We start from the raw sequence: 19,233 nt of genomic DNA, 5'->3' as shown, positions 1-19,233 counted from the left end.
CGGCGCATGCGCGGCGTCTTAACTTCGCGTGCAGTTTGCGGCCTCGTATCAACGGTGCTGCAGAACGTCAGCCCCCCGTTTGGAGGCCACGACTCGGCAATTCTAGTGGCACGACGACGTCTGACGCGCTGGCCCCGATGCCCACATTGTCCGACCACGACGTCGTTACCCAAGAGCCGGTTCGCCGAAAGTGTTGTCTACCAAGCCGAGTGAGAGGTGTTCACGACGACGAGCGATCGGAGGCGGAACGTCCGCTGTCATCGCCGTAATAGCTGTAGCTGTATGTATCGTTGCCACGACCAGGCGTCATCGTAAAGACGACACCGAGTGATGAAGCTCCGACGTCCTCGAGGTTTCGAACCGCGTGCGCGAGTTGGTCGCGTTTCGTTTGACCGAATCGTGCCATCATCAGGACGCCGTCGGAGTTAGCCGCGAGGATCGCCGCGTCCGTGACCGCGAGCAACGGGGACGAGTCAATTATGACGTAGTCGAACTGAGCACGCAGCTCACTTAGGATCTTCTGAGCCGCCAGCGACCCCAGCAGTTCGCTGGGATTAGGGGGGGTTGGACCCGCTGTCAGGGCTGTCACGCCCGCGAACCCGGTCTCTTGCAACACCTCCGAGAGTGGCGCCCTGCCACTCAACACAGTGCTGAAACCCACCACCCCGACAAGATTTAGATATTTGTCGAGCATGGGACGTCGCATATCGCCATCGACGAGAACGACTTTGTTGCCAGTTTCCGCCAAAGCCAATGCGATGTTGATCGCGGTTGTCGACTTACCTTCTCCCGGGAGAGAACTTGTTATCACAATAAGACGCGGCGGATTGTCGACGGCAAGAAACTGCAGGTTCGTTCGTAATTTGCGGAAGGCCTCGGCTATGGCCGAGTTCTCCCGGTCGAACGCAATCGCTGGATCCTCCCGCCGATCCTTGTCAAGGGGGATGGACCCGACGAGGCCGACCTTGGTGATTGCCTCCAAGGTCTCACGATCCTTGACCGTATTGTCGAGCCGATCGCGGATAACGGCCAACCCCATTCCCAAGCCAAGCCCTACGGCTAGTCCGAGAGCAGTATTTCGAAGCGTCTTGGGCGTGACCGGACGATCTGGAATCGCCGCGCGCTGCTCGACAACGACCCGACCCTCGGGGGAGGACCCATCCTCGGGCGTCTCCAATTCCTTCGCCATTACCACGAACTCATCTGACAACGTGTTGGCGATGTCCCGTGCGCGGACTGGCGACTCATCAAGGACTGAGACGTCGATCAGAACTGTGTCAGGTTTGGCGGTGGCCGTCACTCTTTCCTGCAGCTCCGCGGCGCTCATGTCGAGACCGAGTTTATCGATGGTGCGTTGGGCCAGTGTTTGGCCCGTGAGCAGACCGGTATACGAGAGCACTCGCTTCTGGGAAAAAAGAGTGCCCTGATATATATCAGAAAGCGATTCACCAGCAGCTGTAGAAACGAAGAACCTCGTCGAGGCCTGGTACAGCGGTGTCGTGAGCATCGATATCGTGACGGCCCCAAGTACCGCTGCTAGTGTCGCCGCGCACACGGTGAACCACCGAGCACGCAGCAACTTTGCGAAGTCCTGCAGATTCACCGCCACCCCATTTCACTGTCTTTCCATGCCCCCGCATGCAATCCTGCATCCCGCAGACGTCAAACCCTACCGCCCGCTGCGACTTTGGGTCGCCTTTGGAGTGGTTGAACGGACAAGATAGCAGGACCCAGCCATTCCGCCGGATAGCTGCACGCTCCGTTCATCCTTGGCAGGCGGGGGGTGAGGCGTTGTGAATAACGTCGTCAACCAGTGGTTGCACCGGGACGCGGGGCGTTCCCTGGGCCGCCGGTCGCTTAGGTGAGTCGATAGTTCCCGAGATTTAACTGGCGGTATAGCTACCTGAATCTTAAAGGTCGGGCGCACAAACTCTGTGCCGCGAACTGCTCGGACCCGCTGACCATCGACGACAGCGCTCGTCAGCATTGCGCCCCTGGAACAACGCACCAGATGGCGACGAGTCGCGTCGCGGGTCGCTCGCAGGTGCTTGTCTTGATGGAGAACGTTCCGTACGGGCCGATCGACGCGCCAAGACAGCTGCAGATGCTGGTGTGCGAAGTGAAGCTGAAGAACCAGCCAGCCACCGGCTTCAGGAACCCGTGCGGGAACGACAGCGGCGAGAGCTCGCAGATCGTCGTGGGGCCGCCCGGCGCATAGCAAGGCTGCACGCGAGGTCGAGGTCAAAGAGCGTATGGCCCGCGATTGTCGTGACGGAACCTCGAGTGGGAACCCCGTCAGCCCATCGAAGCACATGATCAGCACGTCATTGATTCCGCGGTTGGCCAGGTCCAAGCACACCAACGCCCAGAAGGACGCTCCTTCGTGGGGCAGGACCCGGGCTCGACGATCCGTGCGGTCTTGCGTTCTATCCGGTGCACGTAGGTACCGAAACCTTTGGAGTGACATTGTCGATCAATGGCTGAACCGGTACCCGCGCTTCACCTGAAGCTGTGGGCTCGGAGAGCCGGAAAGTTAGAACAGCAGTTTTTCCGGGCGGTATTGCCACCTGGGCTTCAAAGCTCGGGTGGCCGCGCTCTGTCGCCCCGAAGACACGGATTCTTGTGTCGTTTGCAAGGACGCTAATTAATTGCGCACCCTCGGTTGCGAGAAGGCGGACCGACGTGAGCATTGCGCCCTTTGGAATATTGTCCGCGAGTCCTGTGAAGAACCCCATTCGCCCTGCGACGTAATCCGATAATTGTGTCGCATCTGCGAGTGTGTTGGTCAACCGTACGGTGACGGTCGACAGTCGTGTATTGCCGTCGCATCCGTCGGCGACGTACTCGATCTGTCGCTCCAAGTAGTAGTCCATCTTGTTGCCGCCGAGGTTGTTGATGACGACGCCCGCGTATGGCGCCGGATCGTCGGGGACCTCATGGGCCAGCGGAGTTTCCTCCAGAAGCTTCTGGTCGGTGGGCGACGAGCTCCACACCGCGATTCGGCGCTCGCTGACCGCTCGACCCAAGGCGTCGAACAACGTGCGAGGTGACTTCAGCGGGCCGCTGATCTTCTTGACCACTTCGCTGGCCACGTCTTGCAGATACTGCTTCCGAGCGGACTGATCTGTGGGGAACCGGTCATACACCGTCGACTCGGTGAGTTTGACGACGTTGCCCTCCGTAACCGTCTCGCCATCCCGCATCACCACTGGCCCGGTGGCGCCAAGGATGTAGCTCAGCGCGACCGGATCAATAGCGATGACTCCGTCGACGTCCATCCCTGACTGTTGTGCCCACATTGACTTCCAGATTTGTGCCGCATACGGGAAGTGGGCGCTTTGATTGCTGTTCTTGATATCAGTAGTCGGTTTCGTGAACCCATATTGTTGATCGAAATCTTGGCCCAGGCTGATGGGTTTGAATGACTCGTCGAAAAACTCGGTGTTTTGCCCCAGCGTGTCCACGTTGGGCTTGCCGTTGTCGAGTCGAAGGATTCCGAATCCGCCGACCAAGCCGCCGGTACCTCGGGCTTCGGCGTTGGTCTGGAAGGCCATGAAATAGCTGCGGGGGCCGTCGGCACCCATCATCGAGGGTGCCAGCTGGGCAGCGATGGCCGTGCCGCTTAGGAGTTTCATGAGGTCAGATGTCTGGGCCTGAAGTTTTGATCGGGCTTCGCCAAGCGCCGAGACATAGTGCGGATCGGAAATCGCCTTGGCGTCTGCGTCGAGCCGGGCGGCGGCTGCGGCGATCGTGCCCAGCGCGGGTTCTTCCTTGCGCAATGCCTGCACATCGAGCCGACCGTCGGCCAGCATCTGATTCGGCGCGATGGCCGTGCCGACCTCTGCAGCGGGCTTCAACACCTCGGCGGTCAGGCCGAGTACCACGTCGGATATTTGTTGACCGGTCTTGAAGGGGCTGCCCAGCCACGGCACGACGGAGACGATGTTCCACGGCAGGCTGTGCGTTGCGTCCCGAGCCGCCTGCGCATGGGACTGGGCTTCACCTGCAAAGCGCGCTGCATCAGCCGTATTGCCCTGCAACAAGGCATCTTTGGTCTGCTGCGCGCTGGTACGCGCCTGTTCAAGATTTGTCTTCGCCATTTGCGCTCGGAACCCGAGCCAGACGCCAACCACGATCACCGCGACCAACACCGCAAACCCTGCCCAAAGGACAGGTCGCCGCCTGAGCCAGTGCCGCCCTTCGTGATCGTCTTCTATTCGAGACTTGTCGTCGGCGATCGGATCGTCGTTAGAACGACGCCAAGAAGAGAGGCCCACTCAGTACATTCCCCGTGCTCCGGTTGCAGCCTGCGCCAATGGAACAGCTACAAAAGATGGCCAAAACGAAATAACTCGCCAGTCAGTGCCTGATGGCACTGACTGGCGAGTTACGTTCCGAGTCCTCAGTTCTACTGAGCGGTCTGGTACGGCCCGACCTGGAAGGTGACAGCGATGGAGTTGGCGAAAGCGCTGACCCCATCGCCCACACTCGTGAAGAAGGTGCCAATCGGGCCGGGAAGAACACTGCCCAGCACCTTGAAGAGCTGACCGGTGCCCGCGGCCACGACGTAGGCGGCGGTGCCGATGAAGACGACCGCACCCCGCACGATGGATTGCGCTGCATTGTTGAAGCCCTCCACCGCGTAGCACCCTGCGGAGAAGTCCACATTGGCGCATGGGCTGGCAGCAGCGGCTGGAACGGCGGCGAGCGTGATCACCGGACTGACGAGTGACGACACAGAATTGCCCACGCCCTCGACGAACGTCGTGGAGCTCGGCGCCGCATGGGCCAGCGTCGGCGTAATCATGGCCGGCGTAAGAACGGTAGCGGCGGTGAGGGCCGCAGCAGCGGCACCGACCTGAAACTTCGTGAAACGTGTTGTAGCAACGGTTGACATTTCTCCCCCAGCTGTTCGACCAAAGCTAATTGCGATAAAGATCCCAGACTGTGAGCATCTTGTCAACACGAAACGCCAGCTGAGGTGGGACGATGGTGGACACAAAGCGCCGTTCCGTCGCACGAACGCCGAGCGCTTAGATCGGCTGTGCAAACCAAATCGGGCGTTTGTCTTGCGGGGCTTCGGCGCACGGGTCAATAATGCGTGAAGCTATTGCCACCGGGGGGTGGTGTCCGTGGATGGCGCAGGGGGTTCGAACGTGTCGGTTTGGCTGTCGATCTACTTGGTCGGACTCCTGCCAGCGGCGGGGCTGATCGCATCAATTGCATTCTCCCGACGTACGTCTCACAAGATGCCGCCGCGCATGGTTGCCCGGGTGACGTTTTCCGCCAGTCTCGTCTGGCCACTGTTGGCGATCGCCGGCGTCCAAGTGGCGAGTCTCCTGGTTCTCAAGACTGCGCTCGGCCTGGTGCGGGGCCGTGGCCACGAAGCGATCGCGACCCCTGACGGGCCGGGCGTTCCCGTTCTTCAGCCGCTCGCCGTGGCAGCTGCCTGAGACTCCGGTTCGCCTCCGCGCTGTGCAGCAACCACACAGCTTCTGACACGACCGTCAATCGGCCCGTCTGACGCCGCTGGCTGTGCGAGCATGCCCAGGGAGTCAGCGCTCGCGTGACTCGAAGGCGCGTTAGGTGGAGGTCGGTAGATGCGTCGCACGCTTCGTTCAATTGGGGTCTTCTTCGTCGCGATGCTCGGCGCCGTCGGCTTGGTCGTCGGGTCGGCGTTCGCGGCCGCTCTGGCCTTTGGCGCCACTACCGCACTCATCGTGCCCGGCACCGGCACCCACAACATCGACGGTCCGAACGCGGTGACGGGTTACAAGGAGAACGCCGCCAACCGCTACATCAACGTCTCGGGCCAGGCCTGCAGCACGGGTGACGACTGCAACCTCGTCGGCGTTCCGTATCCGGCGAGCTTCTTTCCGTTGGTGATCTTCCCGGGATGGTGCCCAGGGCTGTCGTGCGACACGTGGAACAAGTCGGTGGGAACGGGTGTCGCCCACTTGGACACCGCGCTGAACACGGCTCTGGCGGCGAACGGCACGGACCCGATCATTCTCTTCGGGTATTCCCAAGGCGGAGCGGTCGTTTCGCAGGAGATGTACAACATCAAGGACGCTGACAAGAGCCGCGTCTCCGTCGTCACGATCGGCAACATCAACAATCCGCTGGGACTCTGGTCGCGGCTGAGCTTCCTGCCGACCATCCCGGGATTGGACATCTCCTTCAACCCGCAGTTGCCGACCAACATCGGCATCAAGAGCACCAACTACAGCTTCGAATACGACCCGGTCGGCGACGCCCCGCAGTACTGGGGCAACCCCCTGGCTCTCCTGAACGCCGTGGTGGCGCTGGAGTACGTGCACGGCTATTACCTGGACCCGACCAGCAACGCGCCGAACGACACGCTGCCCTACGGGTACACCGCCGACCCGGACGGCAACGGGACGCTGGCGGACGCCATCGCCAAGGCGCCGCACCGGCAGTACGGCGACGCGACGTTCGTGCTCATCCCGCAACAAGGGGCGTTGCCGCTGTACCAGCCGATCGTCGACATCGGCAAGCAGCTGGGAATCAGCGGTCTGGTCAATCCGCTTGTCGCACTGGTCAACCCGGTGACCAAGCTGCTTGTCGACCTGGGCTACGACCGCGTCACCAACCCGGGTATCGCCCGGACGCTGTCGATCCTGCCGTTCAACCCGTTCACGCTCAACCCCGTCGACTTCTCGGTGAAGTTCGTGGCCGCCATCGCGCAGGGCATCCAGGATGCGCTCGCCGGCGGCGTGTCCTTGACCCCGGCCACCACGCCGGTCCAGCCGCCGTCGACCCTGGTAGCGCGCACCGTCGCCCCGCAGACGGTCGACCCGGTGGAGAACAAGAAGGTCGCCGCGGTCGTCAACACGGCAGCGGTCGGCACCGGCCTGCAGGAGGGCTCGGGGGAGAAGGGCACCACCGATCAGGACGCCGCCGCGAAGGTGACTGCGGACGGGGCTGCGGCCGATGCCGCCGCTACGGCGCAGAAGGACGCAGCGGACAAGACAGCTGCTGAGGCCAAGGCAGACGCCGACGCCAAAGCCGCCGCGGAGAAGGAAGCCACGGACAAGGCTGCCGCCGACGCGAAGGCCGCTGCAGAGAAGGCCGCAGCCGACAAGCTGAAGGACGCCAAGGACGCTGCCGACAAGCAGGATGCTGCGGCCAAGGCCGCCGCGGACAAGGCGAAGGAAGCGGCCGACAACGCCAAGGCCGCCGGTGCCGCCGGCGACGGCAAGACGACGGTCACCGGCACCGAAACCGGCACGACCACCGCCGCTCCCGCCACGGAGTCGGACGCCGGCGGCGCGGAGAAGCAAGCCGCCTAATCCGACGTCGAGCCCGGCACTCGTAGAGAGTGCCGGGCTCTTTCGTGTCCGAGGCAATCAACCGGTGAGCAAGCGAAACGCGCGTCTACGGCTTTGCCGTGGCGACCTGCTTCGTGAAGTACTCCGCGAGTGCGTCGACCGCGTCGGCCGGCGAGTAACCCACGGATTCGATCTTGGCCAGGTCGAGGGCACTGTTGCGAGGCCGTGGCGCAACCGGATTGGACGCCGTCGAAAAGTATTGGGCGGTGCTCACTTCGGTGACCCGGTCCGGATCGTGGCCGGCGAGGGCGAACACCCGTTTGGCGATCTCGGCCCACGACATGACCGGCCCGGCCCCGGTCACGTTGTACGCGCCATACGGAAGTCGCTCGTCGACCAGATGTCGGATGGCGCGGCTCAAATCCGAGGTGAACGTCAGTCGCCCGAACTGGTCGCCGACGACGGACGGGTCGACTCCACGTCCGGCCAGCGACACCATCGTCTTCACGAAGTTGGCGCCGTCGCCGATTACCCACGAGGTCCGCAGAATGTAGTGCCGCGGCACCGTGGCGACGACGAGATCGCCGGCCGCCTTCGTCTGCCCGTACACCCCGAGCGGCGACACCGGATCGTCCTCGCGGTACGGGCGCTCCGCGGAGCCGTCGAACACGTAGTCGCTGGAGACGTGGACCAGCGTGAGGCCGTGTGCCGTCGCGATCCGCGCCAAGGCGGTCACCCCGGTGACGTTGGCCGCCCAGGCCGCGGCACGCCCCTCCGGGGTCTCGGCCGCATCTACGGCGGTGAACGCCGCCGCATTGACGATCGTCTCGTAATCTGCCCAGCGACGGGCACTTTCGAGATCGGGTGCGGTGAGGTCGACGTCGCCGCGACCGGCGAACTCGACGTCCGACCGATCGGCGTACGCGTCACGCAGGGCCCGGCCCAACTGCCCGCCGCCGCCGAGAACCAAGGTCTTGCGGGGCGCGACCGGCGTCACGTCGGCCAGCCGCGGATGGTCCCGATCCTTCGCCGACAACTCGGCGCGCTCCAACGGAATTGGCCAGCCGATCGCCACGGTTTCGTCGGCCAGATTCAGGAACGTGTACGAGGCGTCGGGGGAGTAGTGGTCGTTGACCAGGTAGGCGTACGCCGTGTTGGGCTCCAGCGTCTGAAAGGCGTTGCCGACGCCGCGGGGCACGAACACCGCCCGCGACGGGTCGAGTTCCGCGGTGGCGACCGCGCCGAAGGTGGGGCCGGCGCGCAGATCCACCCACGCGCCGAAGATGCGACCCGAGGCGACGGAGACGAACTTGTCCCACGGCTCGGCGTGGATGCCGCGGGTGGTGCCAGTGGCGTCGTTGAACGAGATGTTGTTCTGAACCGGACCGAAGTCGGGCAACCCGGCGGCCACCATCTTCTCGCGCTGCCAGTTCTCCTTGAACCACCCGCGGTTGTCCCCGTGGACGGGCAGGTCCCAGACCGTCAGTCCGGGGATTGCAGTGGCATTGGCCTGCAACGGCTTACCGTACTCGGTCACTGTCCAAGCTCCGCGTAGAACGCTTCGGTGGCGTCCTTGGTGGGTGCCCACCAGTCCTCGTGGTCGCGGTACCAGTCGACGGTGGCGGCCAAGCCGGCCTCGAAGTCGCCGTATCGTGGCCGCCAGCCGAGTTCCTCGCGAAGCTTCGTGGAGTCGATCGCATAGCGGAGATCGTGACCGGCCCGGTCGGTGACGTGTTCGTAGTCGTCGGCCGCACGGCCCATGATCTGAAGGATGAGTTCGACGACGGTCTTGTTGTCCTTCTCGCCGTCGGCTCCGATGAGGTAGGTCTCGCCGATGCGACCCTTCTCCAAGATCGTCAGCACCGCCGACGAATGGTCGTCGGCATGGATCCAGTCCCGTACGTTGCGGCCCTCGCCGTACAGCTTGGGCCGAATTCCCCGGAGAACGTTCGTGATCTGCCGTGGGATGAACTTCTCGACGTGTTGATAGGGACCATAGTTGTTGGAGCAGTTCGAGATCGTCGCGGCGACACCGAAGGATCGCACCCACGCCCGCACCAACAGATCGCTGCCCGCCTTCGTCGAGGAGTAGGGCGACGAGGGATTGTAGGGAGTGTGCTCGGTGAACCTGGCGGGGTCGTCGAGCTCGAGGTCGCCGTACACCTCGTCGGTCGAGACGTGGTGCAAACGGGTGCCGTGCGTGCGTGCTGCCTCCAACAACGTGAACGTGCCCACGATGTTGGTCTGCAAGAACGGATTCGGGTCGTGCAGCGAGTTGTCGTTGTGCGACTCGGCGGCATAGTGGACGACCGCGTCGGCGGACCCCACCAGCTCGTCGACCAGAGTCGCGTCGGCGACGTCGCCGCGAACGAAGGCCACGCGGTCGTCCGGCAGACCCTCGAGCGACGCGAGGTTGCCGGCGTAGGTCAATTTGTCCAACACGGTGACGTGATGATCGGTGTGGTTGACGACGTAGTGCACGAAGTTCGAGCCGATGAAGCCGGCACCGCCGGTGACCAGCAGCCGCATCATCGGCCCCGCTCGAGCAGATCGAGCAGATATGTTCCGTAACCGGACTTCAACGTTGCGGCGGCTCGAGTCTTCAACTCGTCGTCGGTGAGAAGTCCTTGGCGCCAAGCGATTTCCTCGGGCACACCAATCTTCAAGCCGGTGCGTCGCTCCATCGTCCGCACGTACTCAGCGGCGTCGGTCATCTGGTCGAACGTCCCCGTGTCCAGCCACGCGGTCCCACGAGGCAGCACCTGAACCTGGAGACGGCCTTGCTCGAGGTAAGTCCGGTTGACGTCGGTGATCTCATACTCACCGCGGGCGCTCGGACTGAGGTCACGCGCTATCGCGACGACGTCGTTGTCATAGAAGTACAACCCGGGTATCGCGTAGTTGCTCTTCGGTTGCGCGGGCTTCTCCTCCAGGGATATCGCTCGCCCATCGCCGTCGAACTCGATGACACCGTAAGCGGTTGGCTCGCTTACCCAATAGGCGAAGATGGCGCCGCCGTCGACGTCGGTGAAACGACTGAGTTGTCCGCCAAGCCCCGGGCCGTACAGCAGGTTGTCGCCGAGGACGAGTGCGACCTTGTCACTGCCGATGAACGAGGCGCCCAGAGTGAACGCCTGCGCCAGGCCGTCCGGTGAGGGTTGGCGGGCATAGGAGATCGACACTCCGAATCGGGACCCGTCGCCGAGCAGCCGCTCGAAGCCGCTCGCGTCGTGAGGGGTGGTGATCACCAAGATGTCGCGGATGCCGGCAAGCATCAGCGTCGACAATGGGTAATACACCATCGGTTTGTCGTACACCGGGATCAGCTGTTTCGACACTCCCAGCGTGATCGGATGCAACCGCGTACCTGACCCCCCGGCCAAAATTATCCCCCGCACGCGTACATGGTGGCATAGCCCGGGAGCCTGGGCTCGCTCATGGGGTCGGAGGCGCGGGCACATACGAAGGAAGCCCGACACTCGCGAGAGTGCCGGGCTTCCTTTACGTCGGTGACCGTCAGGCCACGGTGACGGCGCCAGGCTTGAGGTAGGTGACCAGGCTGACGTCGATGGACTCGTCGACGAAGTAGTACTGACACCCGGTCAGGTACTTCATGTAGCGGTCGTAGTTCTCGACGCCCGCCGCGGCGATGGCCTGGTCCTTGTGGTTCTCCAGGGCGGCGGCCCAGATGCCCAACGTCTTGATGTAGTGGTTGCGCAGCGACATCGCCTCGGGCACCGTGAAGCCGGCCTTCTCGCCGCGCTCGATCATCATGTCCGTGCTGGGCAGGCGCCCGCCGGGGAAGATCTCGGTGACCATGAACTTGATGAACCGGGCCATCTCGAAGGTCAGCTTGCGGCCGCGGGCCTGCAGGTTGTCGGGGTGGTAGGCGACGCTGCTCTGGATGGTCATCCGGCCGTCGTCGGGCATGACGTCGTAGCACATCTTGAAGAAGTCGTCGTAGCGCTCGAAGCCGAAGTGCTCGAACGCCTCGATCGAGACGATGCGGTCCACCGAGCTTCCGAACTGCTCCCAGCCCTCCAGCCGCACGTCGAACTTGCGGTCGGTGTCGACGCCGCCCAACAGCTGCTGGCAGTAGGCCTGCTGGTTCTTGCTGAGGGTCAGGCCGATGACGTTGACGTCGTACTTCTGCATGGCGCGCAGCAGCGTCAAGCCCCAGCCGCAGCCGACCTCGAGCAACGTCATCCCGGGCTTGAGGTCCAACTTGTCGAGGTGCTGGTCGACGTTGGCGATCTGCGCCTCCGACAACGTCACGTTCGGCCCGGTGAAGTAGGCGCAGCTGTACTTGCGCGTCGGGTCCTGGAACACCCCGAAGAAGTCGTCCGACAAGTCGTAGTGGGCCTGGATGTCCTCGAAGTGAGGCGTCATGTCCTTGATGCCGGTGTTGTCAGCCATGGTGATCTGCTGAGCCTTTCTTGATTCACTGCAGCGGGCGCGCAGATATGTCGTCGTCATGGGGTCCCGTTGTGACGGACCCTACCCGCGGATGGGGGCCGCAACGCGCAAACTCGCCCCTCAGGGGCTACAGAGTACTGGTTGCCGGCCGGCGGACTGCACCTCGACCGCCGACTTCGTGAAGGTGAACTGGTTGACGTCGGCCTGGCCCAGCTTGAACAACTGGGCGCACCCCGTCAGGTAGTGCACGTAGCGGTCGTAGACCTCTTCGGACTGCAACGCGACGGCCTGGTCCCGGTGCGCCTGCAGCGCCTCGGCCCAGAGATCCAGCGTCCGTGCGTAGTGCGGCTGCAACGACTGGGTCCGGGCGAGGGTGAAGCCGGCGGAGGCGGCGAGCTCACCCACCATCTCGGTCTTGCACAGCTGACCGCCCGGGAAGATCTCGGTCATGATGAACTTGATGAAGCGGAAGAGCTCCATCGTCAGCGGGACGCCGTTGGCCCGGGCGTACTCCATCGAGATGCCGCAAATGGTGTGCAGCATCATCACGCCGTCGTCGGGCAACACCCGGTAGGCCATCGCGAAGAAGTCGTCGTAGCGGTCGGCGCCGAAGTGCTCGAAGGCGCCGATCGACACGATCCGGTCGACCGGCTCGTCGAATTGCTCCCAGCCGTTGAGCAGCACCCGCTTGGACCGCGGGCTCGCCGAGTCGGCGAACAGCTTCTGGACGTGGGCGTGCTGGTTCTCGCTCAACGTCAGACCCACGACGTTGACGTCATAGGCCTCCACCGCGCGCATCATCGTCGCGCCCCAGCCGCACCCGACGTCGAGCAGCGTCATCCCCGGTTCGAGGCCCAACTTGCCAAGCGACAAGTCGATCTTGGCGAGCTGCGCCTCTTCGAGGGTCATGTCGTCGCGCTCGAAGTAGGCGCAGCTGTAGGTGTGCGTGTCGTCGAGGAACAACCGGTAGAAGTCGTCGGACAGGTCGTAGTGCGACTGCACGTCGTCGAAGTGCGGTACGAGGTCGGCCACGGAGTGGATCCGCCTTCCGGGTGATCGGACGCGAAACCAGAACCAAATGGTCGAGGGGAGTGGAACTTCCGCGAAGGTGTGGGTTACTTCTCGAGCGTGAACTGGCAGACGTCGATGTACCCCTCGTGGAAGCCCTTGGCGCAACCGGTGAGGTAGTGCATGTAGCGGTCGTAGACCTCTTCGGACTGGATGGCGATGGCCTCGTCCTTGTGGGCTTCCAGCGCCGCCGACCACGTGTCCAGCGTCCTGGCGTAGTGCTTCTGCAGGGACTGCGTACGGGTGAGGTTGAAGCCGCCTCGGGTTGCGTACTCCTGCGCCATCTCGGTGGTCGGCAGGTAGCCGCCCGGGAAGATCTCGGTGAGGATGAACTTCACGAACTTCGCGATGCCGATGGTCAGCGGCAGCCCGGCCGCAGTCATCTGCGGCAGCGTCAGCGCGGTGATGGTGTGCAGCAGCATGACGCCGTCGTCGGGCAGCGCCTTGTGGGCCATCGTGAAGAAGTCGTCCCAGCGGTCCTTGCCGAAGTGCTCGAAGGCACCGATCGACACGATGCGGTCGACGGGCTCGTCGAACTGCTCCCAACCCTGCAGCAGCACGCGCTTGCTCCGCGGGCTCTCGTGCTGGGCGAAGACGCTCTCGACGTGCGCCTTCTGGTTCTCGCTGAGGGTGAGTCCGACGACGTTGACGTCGTACTTCTCGATGGCCCGCAGCATCGTCGAGCCCCAGCCGCAGCCGACGTCGAGCAGGGTCATGCCCGGTTCGAGGCCCAGCTTGCCCAGCGCCAGGTCGACCTTGGCGAGCTGAGCTTCCTCCAGCGTCATGTCGTCGCGCTCGAAGTAGGCGCAGCTGTAGGTCTGGGTGGGGTCGAGGAAGAGACTGAAGAATTCGTCCGACAGGTCGTAGTGGGCCTGGACGTCCTCGAAGTGCGGCTTGAGGCCACCCTTCTTGCGGGTAGTCGACATGGTGAACAATGCCTCTCTTGGCTGATCAGTGACTCGGAACCGTCGCCCATGACGCACCGAGCCGGCCGATGCGGTCCACAGGGCACTCTACGCTGACCACTCCGAGGCGGCCGAATCCGAGCTCGTGGTCAGGGGACTTCAGCAAACGTGGTCTTCAGCTCGCCCACGATGTCGTCCCACAGGGGTTCCGGCAGGTCGTGGGCCATGCCGTCGAACAACACCAGCCGGGACCGGCGGATCGCCTTGGCGACGGCGCGGCCGCCGGACGGGCGCATCAACTTGTCGGCCCGGCCGTGGATCACCACCGTCGGGGCGGTGATCTGCTTGTCGTAGCGCAGCAGGCTGCCGCTGCCGAGGATGGCGCTGAACTGCCGTGCCACGCCGGCCGGGTAGTACGACCGGTCGTAGCTCTCGACGGCTTGGGCCCGCATCTGCTCCTCGGGCACGGGATAGCCCGGGCTGCCGATGATCTTGCTGACCGCGACCGTGTTGGCGATGACCCCCTCGCGCGAGGTGTCCTTGGGACGCGTCGTCACGGCCCGCAGCTGCTTGGGACCGGGCGGGGGAAGCATGGCCTGGTTGTTGCTCGAGAAGACGATGGCCAGCGTCTTGGTGCGCTGCTGATACCGCGCCGCGAAGATCTGCGCGATCATCCCGCCCATCGACGCGCCGACGACGTGGGCCTTCTCGATCTGCAGGTGGTCCAGCAGCGCGGCGGCGTCGTCGGCCATGTTCTCCAGGGTGTAGACCGCCGGGTTGCGCAGGCCGAGCTGTGAGCGCGCCATCCGGGGCAGCAGCTTCGCCCCGGTGTGGCCGCCTTCGACCTTGCTCGAGAGGCCGACGTCGCGATTGTCGTAGCGGATGACGCGCAGCCCCTGGTTGATCAGGCGCTCGCAGAAACCCGTGCGCCAGAACACCAATTGCGCACCCAGACCCATGATCAGCAGGACGGCGGGATCGTCGGGATCACCCATGTCCTCGTAGAAGATGTCGAGCTCACCCGACTTGGCGGTACCGGAGCGAATGTCCACTAGGCGTCCAACTCGTCGGAATGTTCGCGGGAGACCTCCACCATGAAGTTGGCGAAGTACCCCGTCAGCTGCGGATCGCTCATCATCTGCCACTTCGGTGCCAGCAGCTTCATGTAGCGCTCGACGTAGAGGAACTGCTTGCCGATCAGCACCAGCTCGCGCGGCAGCTTCACGTCGTAGGCCTCGGCCAGCGTCGAGAGCTGCTTGCCGATCTCCGCGTAGGACAGGTCGCCCAGCGACGTCATCGTCAGCGGAGTGGCAAATGCCTCAAGGTCTTTCGCGGCGTCGCCGTCCGGCGTGACGTTGCCGACGGCGCCCATCAGCACGACGATCTTGCCCGCGGCGGCGTGGTCCTTCTTGACCAGCAGTGCGTACACCAACTCGCGCAGCAGCCAGCGGGTGCGGGGGTCGATGCGGCCCATGATGCCGAAGTCGAAGAAGACGATCTTGCCGTCGGGGTCGACGTAGAGGTTGCCCGCGTGCAGGTCGCCGTGGAAGAGGCCGTGCCGCAGCCCGCCCTCGAAGACGCTGAACAACAACGCCTTCACCAGGTCGGTACCGTCGAAGCCAGCCTTGCGGATGGCGGCCACGTCATCGATGCGGACGCCCTGGATGCGTTCCATCGTCAGCACGCGCTCGCTGGTGAGGTCCCAATAGACTTGCGGCACACGGATGTTCTTGCCCAGCGGCGAGGCGTGCATGTGCGCCACCCACGCGTCCATCGACTGCGCCTCGAGCCGGAAGTCGAGCTCCTCGGCGAGGTTGTCGGCGAAGTCGGCGACGACGTCCTGAGCCGAGAGCCGCCGACCCAGCTTGGCCAGCTCGACCAATTGGGCGCCGCGCTTGAGGATCTGAAGGTCGGCCGCCACCCGCCGGCGGATGCCGGGCCGTTGAATCTTGACCACGACCTCCTCACCGGAGTGCAGCGTGGCGTAGTGCACCTGGGCGATCGACGCCGAGGCGAACGGCTTTTCGTCGAAGCTCTTGAACAGGTTGGCGGGGTCGTCGCCCAGCTCTTCCTTGAACAGCTCGTGGACCTTCGAGGCGTCGGCCGGCGGCACCCGGTCCAGCAGGGTGCGGAACTCGCGGCTCATCGGCTCGCCGAACGCGCCAGGGCTCGAGGCGATGATCTGACCGAACTTGACGTAGGTAGGCCCGAGGTCGGCGAAGGCCTGCGGGATCTGCTTGACGATCTTCTGCTGCAGGGTGCCGCGGCCGACGAGGTTGCTGACGACCCGCGCTCCGGTGCGGGCGATCTGCCATCCCGTCACCCCGACGCGGGCGGCTTCGACTGGCAACGGAACCCGATCCAGCCGGGCTACCTCGCGGTGCTTGGTGGTTGTCATAACTGCAGTGTCTCAAAGGTGCCCCGGCGGGCGGAAATGTCGTGTGGCAAGCGTCACAGCACCGGTGGCCGTGCGCTCGGCTCAGGCAAAGCTGTGTTCGACCTCGGCACGGCTGCGTTCGGGGTCGGTGCCGGGCACGTGGGTGGGCAGGGTGTGCGCGACGGTGGTGCCGCCCGCCACCCTGGCCTTCGCCTGTTCAAACTCGGGGAACGGACCCGCCGCGGCGTGAAGTCCGTTGAGCACCGACCAGATCGCGGCGCGACGGGCGGTGCGCTCGACGACGTTGGGCGACTGATGCTGGATCAGCTGTCGGGCCCACTTGGGCATGGTGTCGCGGATGGCCCAGTCGAGCGCGCTCTGCGGCAAGGGGAGATTGGGTCCGGTGGCCATCGCCGCGCCGTGCGTGAGCGCCAGCCGCGGGAGGTAGGACGCGAGGCAGTCCAGCGTCTCGGCCTTGGTCGCCGGGAGGTCGGTGCCGCCCAGTGCGTGGCCCACCCTGACGAACTCACCGTAGTAGTCGTCGATTCTCTTGCCGCGCAGAGGGTTTGGATGGTATCGCTCATGGGCGGTGGCGAGGCCCCAGACGACGGTGGCGTAGTTCCACCGCAGCCAGTCGGGATCGTCGGCGTCATAGGTCGCACCGTCGGGCCGCACGCCCTTGATGGTGTGGTGCATCGCCCGCACGGTCTGGGCCAACCGCTCGGCGGTGGCGGTGGAGCCGTAGGCGGTGCCGATGAAGAACGCGATCGAATGGCCCAGCCGGACCGACAGGCCTGCCGGGTCCAGGCGCGGGGGAGCGGTGCCCGATTCGTCGCGCTTGACGAGTCGGGAGTGGTGCACTCCCATCCAGTAGATCGACGGGTCCAACCGTTCGAGGTACGCCGCACACTGCAGTCCGAAGATCAGGGTAGGCAGGTGCGAGTGCACGTGCCACACCGCGCTGCCCGGGCCGAACCATCCCGGATCACCGAGTGGGCCGGCGAACTCCATTCCGCGGAAGAAGTGCGTGCGGACGTCGTCGTCGAACTTCTTCTGCAGGCGGTGCTCCACGATGTGATGCGGCATGAACATGGGCGCCCCTCGCTGCTTTGACTACGTGTGTTGTCAGAGTAGCGCGCCGGGTGTCTAGTTGGCCTGCGTCTCGGGATCTTCGGCATCCGCCTCGCGGTGCAGCATCACCAGTCGGCCCCGATGCGGTGCCCGGGGTGCCGGCGTCGCCCGGTTGATCCCCAGGACGTCGCCGATCTCGGTCCAGGTGGCGCCGGCGTCGTGCGCGGCCTCGGCCGCGACCTGTACGGCGCGGCTGGCGGCTTCGAGTTCGACCTCGGAGCGTTTGCGCTGCCGCCTGGACTGCTTCTCGGGTGGGTGCCTCGCGCGGTCCAGCTGGGCCTGGGCCTCGGCGAGACGTTTCATGTGAACCCTGTGAACGGACACTTCCGGGTTGGCCGCGTCATCGGCCTGACTATGCCTGCCCATTGATTTGCCGACCCCCCGATCAGTGACGTCATGATGTCAGGGTGGGTCGCGCGAATCAACTCGAAGGCACTGGTCACAACTGACGTCCAAGGTGATTGTGTCTGCGCTCGGCAACGTTTTTGGTGGGTGCTGATGTCACCTCGGGCCCAGCTCGTCGGTCCGAAGTGGTAACCACTTTCGCTGGCAATAACCTGCCGACTTGCGCCAGATGTCCTTCGGAGTCTGTCGAACGCCCGGCCCGCACTACAGACTCCCAGCAATCACTCAACGGAGTGGAACCAACCGTCGAGGTTGGACGGCGAAGTACGACTAGGGGGAAAGAGCGACATGGCCATGAACCAGGCACACGGACGGCGCGTCAAGGCCGCGGCGGCAGTGGCAGGCGGGGTCGCCGTCGTGGCGATGGGCCTCATCGGCGTCATGGATGGCGGTGCGCCCGCCGCGAGCGCATCCTCGGGGGCGATGAACTTGGGGGAGACGACGACGAGCACCACTCCCGTCAAGGACATGCCCGCCAAGGCCGTGCCCGTGGTCAAGGCCGCGCGCTACGGGGCCAGCTAGCCGGCGTTCTCGACCAGCGCGTCGACCACGGGTCGCCAGACGGGCGCGGGCAGATCGTGGCCCATGCCGTCGACGACCACGAACCGCGCACCGTTGATGGCGCGAGCGAGGTTGCGGCCGTTGCGAATTCGCATCATCGGATCGTGTGATCCGTGCACCACGACCGTTGGTGCGGTGATGCGGCGGGTGAAGCGCAGCAGGCTGCCGGTGCCCAGAATGGCGTCGAATTGCCGCAGACCGCCCTGCTTGTAGTCGCTGCGCGCGGTCAGCGTTTCGACGCGGTGACGCAGCTGGTCCTCGGTCGGCAGGAAGTTCGGGCCGTTGATCACCGCGATGTTGTGCATCTCGACGGCCACCTTGGCGGCCCGCGGTGCGTCGCTGGCCGGCGGGTTCAGCGCCAGCCGGATCACCCGCCACGACGGCAGGGCCGACAAGGGCTTGCCCGAACTGGTCATCAACAGCCCCAGTGACCTGACCCGGTCGGGATGCGAGCCGGCCAGGATTTGGGCGATCATGCCGCCCATCGACGCCCCGACGACGTGGGCACTCTCGACGCGGAGGTGGTCGAGCAGTCCCAGGACGTCCTGTGCCATGTCGACCAACGTGTACGGCACCGGGCTGGGCCGGCCCAGCAGGTAGCGCCCGATCCGCGGGACCACCGACCCCTCGGCGCGCTGACCGCTCATCTTCGTCGACAGCCCGACGTCGCGATGGTCGAATCTGATGACGCGATAGCCACGCTTGACCAGCAGCTTGCAGAAACCGTCCGGCCACATCGGCAACTGCGCGCCGACGCCCATGATCAGCAGGATCGCCGGGTCGGCGCGGTTGCCGATGTCTTCGTAGTACAGCTCTACCGGGTGGTCCGGGTCTCCGCACTTGGCCCGTCCAGTCCGCTTGCGCATGACGCCTTTCTACCTTCAGACGCAGAGCGGGACTCGACGCCGTCGACGACGTCGAGTCCCGCTGGGTCGTACTGCTGCGGAGACTTAGCCTCCGGTACCGACGCACACGCCACCGGCGCACGCCGACGCGCCACCGGGTCCGGCGCCGGCGCCCGCTCCCGGGACACCCGCCGAAGCTCCGCCGGGTCCGGCGCCCGCACCGGCACCGGGCA

18 protein-coding genes and 1 pseudogene are annotated in these 19,233 nt (G+C 64.6%); 4 read left to right on the top strand and 15 right to left on the bottom strand.

The features are described from left to right. Window positions 1-220: 220 nt before the first annotated feature. Window positions 221-1,603, bottom strand: a complete 1,383-nt coding sequence (locus H7J06_RS27095; RefSeq protein ID WP_264042507.1) for a tyrosine-protein kinase domain-containing protein — start codon at window positions 1,601-1,603, stop codon at window positions 221-223. Between the two features lie 453 nt (window positions 1,604-2,056). On the opposite strand from H7J06_RS27095, the gene H7J06_RS27090 reads away from it, so the two are divergent. Further along, entirely contained in the window at window positions 2,057-2,218 is a 162-nt protein-coding gene (locus H7J06_RS27090) for a hypothetical protein (protein ID WP_264042664.1), read from the top strand. A 66-nt stretch (window positions 2,219-2,284) separates the two neighbouring features. On the opposite strand, the pseudogene H7J06_RS32735 reads toward H7J06_RS27090, so the two are convergent. The 3 genes and pseudogenes from H7J06_RS32735 to H7J06_RS27080 all read right to left on the bottom strand — a co-directional run. Next, window positions 2,285-2,395 (bottom strand): annotated as a pseudogene (locus H7J06_RS32735) (transposase); the annotation flags it as partial. Between the two features lie 31 nt (window positions 2,396-2,426). Then, window positions 2,427-4,277 (bottom strand): DUF4012 domain-containing protein, encoded by a 1,851-nt coding sequence (locus H7J06_RS27085; RefSeq protein ID WP_372515417.1) that lies wholly within the window; start codon window positions 4,275-4,277, stop codon window positions 2,427-2,429. Window positions 4,278-4,408: 131 nt separating this feature from the next. Then, window positions 4,409-4,897, bottom strand: coding sequence for a hypothetical protein (locus H7J06_RS27080; protein ID WP_264042506.1), 489 nt, complete (start codon window positions 4,895-4,897; stop codon window positions 4,409-4,411). Between the two features lie 376 nt (window positions 4,898-5,273). On the opposite strand from H7J06_RS27080, the gene H7J06_RS27075 reads away from it, so the two are divergent. Together H7J06_RS27075 and H7J06_RS27070 are read left to right on the top strand one after the other, a co-directional pair. After that, on the top strand, window positions 5,274-5,453 hold the full coding sequence (locus tag H7J06_RS27075) for a hypothetical protein (protein WP_264042505.1): 180 nt from the start codon (window positions 5,274-5,276) through the stop codon (window positions 5,451-5,453). Window positions 5,454-5,600: 147 nt separating this feature from the next. Beyond that, a complete protein-coding gene (locus H7J06_RS27070; RefSeq protein ID WP_264042504.1) occupies window positions 5,601-7,313 on the top strand; it encodes a PE-PPE domain-containing protein in 1,713 nt (570 codons plus the stop codon). Window positions 7,314-7,398: 85 nt separating this feature from the next. On the opposite strand, the gene H7J06_RS27065 is transcribed toward H7J06_RS27070, so the two are convergent. The 10 genes from H7J06_RS27065 to H7J06_RS27020 all read right to left on the bottom strand — a co-directional run bounded on the left by H7J06_RS27065 (window position 7,399) and on the right by H7J06_RS27020 (window position 17,492). Further along, window positions 7,399-8,829, bottom strand: a complete 1,431-nt coding sequence (locus H7J06_RS27065; protein WP_264042502.1) for a sugar nucleotide-binding protein — start codon at window positions 8,827-8,829, stop codon at window positions 7,399-7,401. Beyond that, the gene (rfbB, locus tag H7J06_RS27060) at window positions 8,826-9,821 is read right to left on the bottom strand and encodes a dTDP-glucose 4,6-dehydratase (protein ID WP_264042651.1); all 996 of its coding nucleotides are present in this window, start codon (window positions 9,819-9,821) and stop codon (window positions 8,826-8,828) included. The genes H7J06_RS27065 and rfbB overlap by 4 nt, the downstream gene beginning before the upstream one ends. Continuing rightward, window positions 9,821-10,690, bottom strand: a complete 870-nt coding sequence (gene rfbA, locus H7J06_RS27055) for a glucose-1-phosphate thymidylyltransferase RfbA (protein WP_264042501.1) — start codon at window positions 10,688-10,690, stop codon at window positions 9,821-9,823. The genes rfbB and rfbA overlap by 1 nt, the downstream gene beginning before the upstream one ends. A gap of 118 nt (window positions 10,691-10,808) precedes the next feature. After that, entirely contained in the window at window positions 10,809-11,708 is a 900-nt protein-coding gene (locus H7J06_RS27050) for a cyclopropane mycolic acid synthase family methyltransferase (protein ID WP_264042500.1), read from the bottom strand. Window positions 11,709-11,828: 120 nt separating this feature from the next. Then, entirely contained in the window at window positions 11,829-12,740 is a 912-nt protein-coding gene (locus H7J06_RS27045) for a cyclopropane mycolic acid synthase family methyltransferase (protein WP_264042499.1), read from the bottom strand. Window positions 12,741-12,823: 83 nt separating this feature from the next. Continuing rightward, window positions 12,824-13,702, bottom strand: a complete 879-nt coding sequence (locus tag H7J06_RS27040) for a cyclopropane mycolic acid synthase family methyltransferase (RefSeq protein ID WP_264042498.1) — start codon at window positions 13,700-13,702, stop codon at window positions 12,824-12,826. Window positions 13,703-13,830: 128 nt separating this feature from the next. Then, complete coding sequence (locus H7J06_RS27035) at window positions 13,831-14,733, bottom strand: alpha/beta fold hydrolase (RefSeq protein WP_264042497.1); 903 nt, start codon at window positions 14,731-14,733, stop codon at window positions 13,831-13,833. After that, complete coding sequence (locus H7J06_RS27030; protein WP_264042496.1) at window positions 14,733-16,079, bottom strand: ABC1 kinase family protein; 1,347 nt, start codon at window positions 16,077-16,079, stop codon at window positions 14,733-14,735. Before H7J06_RS27030 ends, H7J06_RS27035 begins: the two co-directional genes overlap by 1 nt. Window positions 16,080-16,160: 81 nt before the next feature. Further along, window positions 16,161-17,150: an oxygenase MpaB family protein gene (locus tag H7J06_RS27025; RefSeq protein ID WP_264042495.1), complete on the bottom strand. Its 990-nt coding sequence runs from the start codon at window positions 17,148-17,150 to the stop codon at window positions 16,161-16,163. A 54-nt stretch (window positions 17,151-17,204) separates the two neighbouring features. Continuing rightward, a complete protein-coding gene (locus H7J06_RS27020) occupies window positions 17,205-17,492 on the bottom strand; it encodes a hypothetical protein (RefSeq protein WP_264042493.1) in 288 nt (95 codons plus the stop codon). A 396-nt stretch (window positions 17,493-17,888) separates the two neighbouring features. Here H7J06_RS27020 and H7J06_RS27015 point away from each other — a divergent pair, with 396 nt between their 5' ends. Continuing rightward, window positions 17,889-18,116 (top strand): hypothetical protein, encoded by a 228-nt coding sequence (locus tag H7J06_RS27015; RefSeq protein WP_264042492.1) that lies wholly within the window; start codon window positions 17,889-17,891, stop codon window positions 18,114-18,116. Here H7J06_RS27015 and H7J06_RS27010 read toward each other — a convergent pair. Further along, a complete protein-coding gene (locus H7J06_RS27010) occupies window positions 18,113-19,021 on the bottom strand; it encodes an alpha/beta fold hydrolase (protein WP_264042491.1) in 909 nt (302 codons plus the stop codon). The two genes, H7J06_RS27015 and H7J06_RS27010, sit on opposite strands and share 4 nt — an antisense overlap. Window positions 19,022-19,233 lie beyond the last annotated feature (212 nt).

The sequence above is a fragment of the Mycolicibacterium hodleri genome, from assembly GCF_025822245.1.
GTDB lineage: Bacteria > Actinomycetota > Actinomycetes > Mycobacteriales > Mycobacteriaceae > Mycobacterium > Mycobacterium hodleri.
This window is presented reverse-complemented; position numbering and strand designations above follow the sequence as displayed.

Coding starts and splice junctions, on each gene's coding strand:
- H7J06_RS27015 (WP_264042492.1), top strand. CDS start 17,889: ATGAACCAGGCACACGGACGGCGCGTCAAGGCCGCGGCGGCAGTGGCA.
- H7J06_RS27030 (WP_264042496.1), bottom strand. CDS start 16,079: ATGACAACCACCAAGCACCGCGAGGTAGCCCGGCTGGATCGGGTTCCG.
- H7J06_RS27025 (WP_264042495.1), bottom strand. CDS start 17,150: ATGTTCATGCCGCATCACATCGTGGAGCACCGCCTGCAGAAGAAGTTC.
- H7J06_RS27040 (WP_264042498.1), bottom strand. CDS start 13,702: ATGTCGACTACCCGCAAGAAGGGTGGCCTCAAGCCGCACTTCGAGGAC.
- H7J06_RS27070 (WP_264042504.1), top strand. CDS start 5,601: ATGCGTCGCACGCTTCGTTCAATTGGGGTCTTCTTCGTCGCGATGCTC.
- rfbB (WP_264042651.1), bottom strand. CDS start 9,821: ATGCGGCTGCTGGTCACCGGCGGTGCCGGCTTCATCGGCTCGAACTTC.
- H7J06_RS27090 (WP_264042664.1), top strand. CDS start 2,057: ATGGAGAACGTTCCGTACGGGCCGATCGACGCGCCAAGACAGCTGCAG.
- H7J06_RS27010 (WP_264042491.1), bottom strand. CDS start 19,021: ATGCGCAAGCGGACTGGACGGGCCAAGTGCGGAGACCCGGACCACCCG.
- H7J06_RS27080 (WP_264042506.1), bottom strand. CDS start 4,897: ATGTCAACCGTTGCTACAACACGTTTCACGAAGTTTCAGGTCGGTGCC.
- H7J06_RS27020 (WP_264042493.1), bottom strand. CDS start 17,492: ATGAAACGTCTCGCCGAGGCCCAGGCCCAGCTGGACCGCGCGAGGCAC.
- H7J06_RS27050 (WP_264042500.1), bottom strand. CDS start 11,708: ATGGCTGACAACACCGGCATCAAGGACATGACGCCTCACTTCGAGGAC.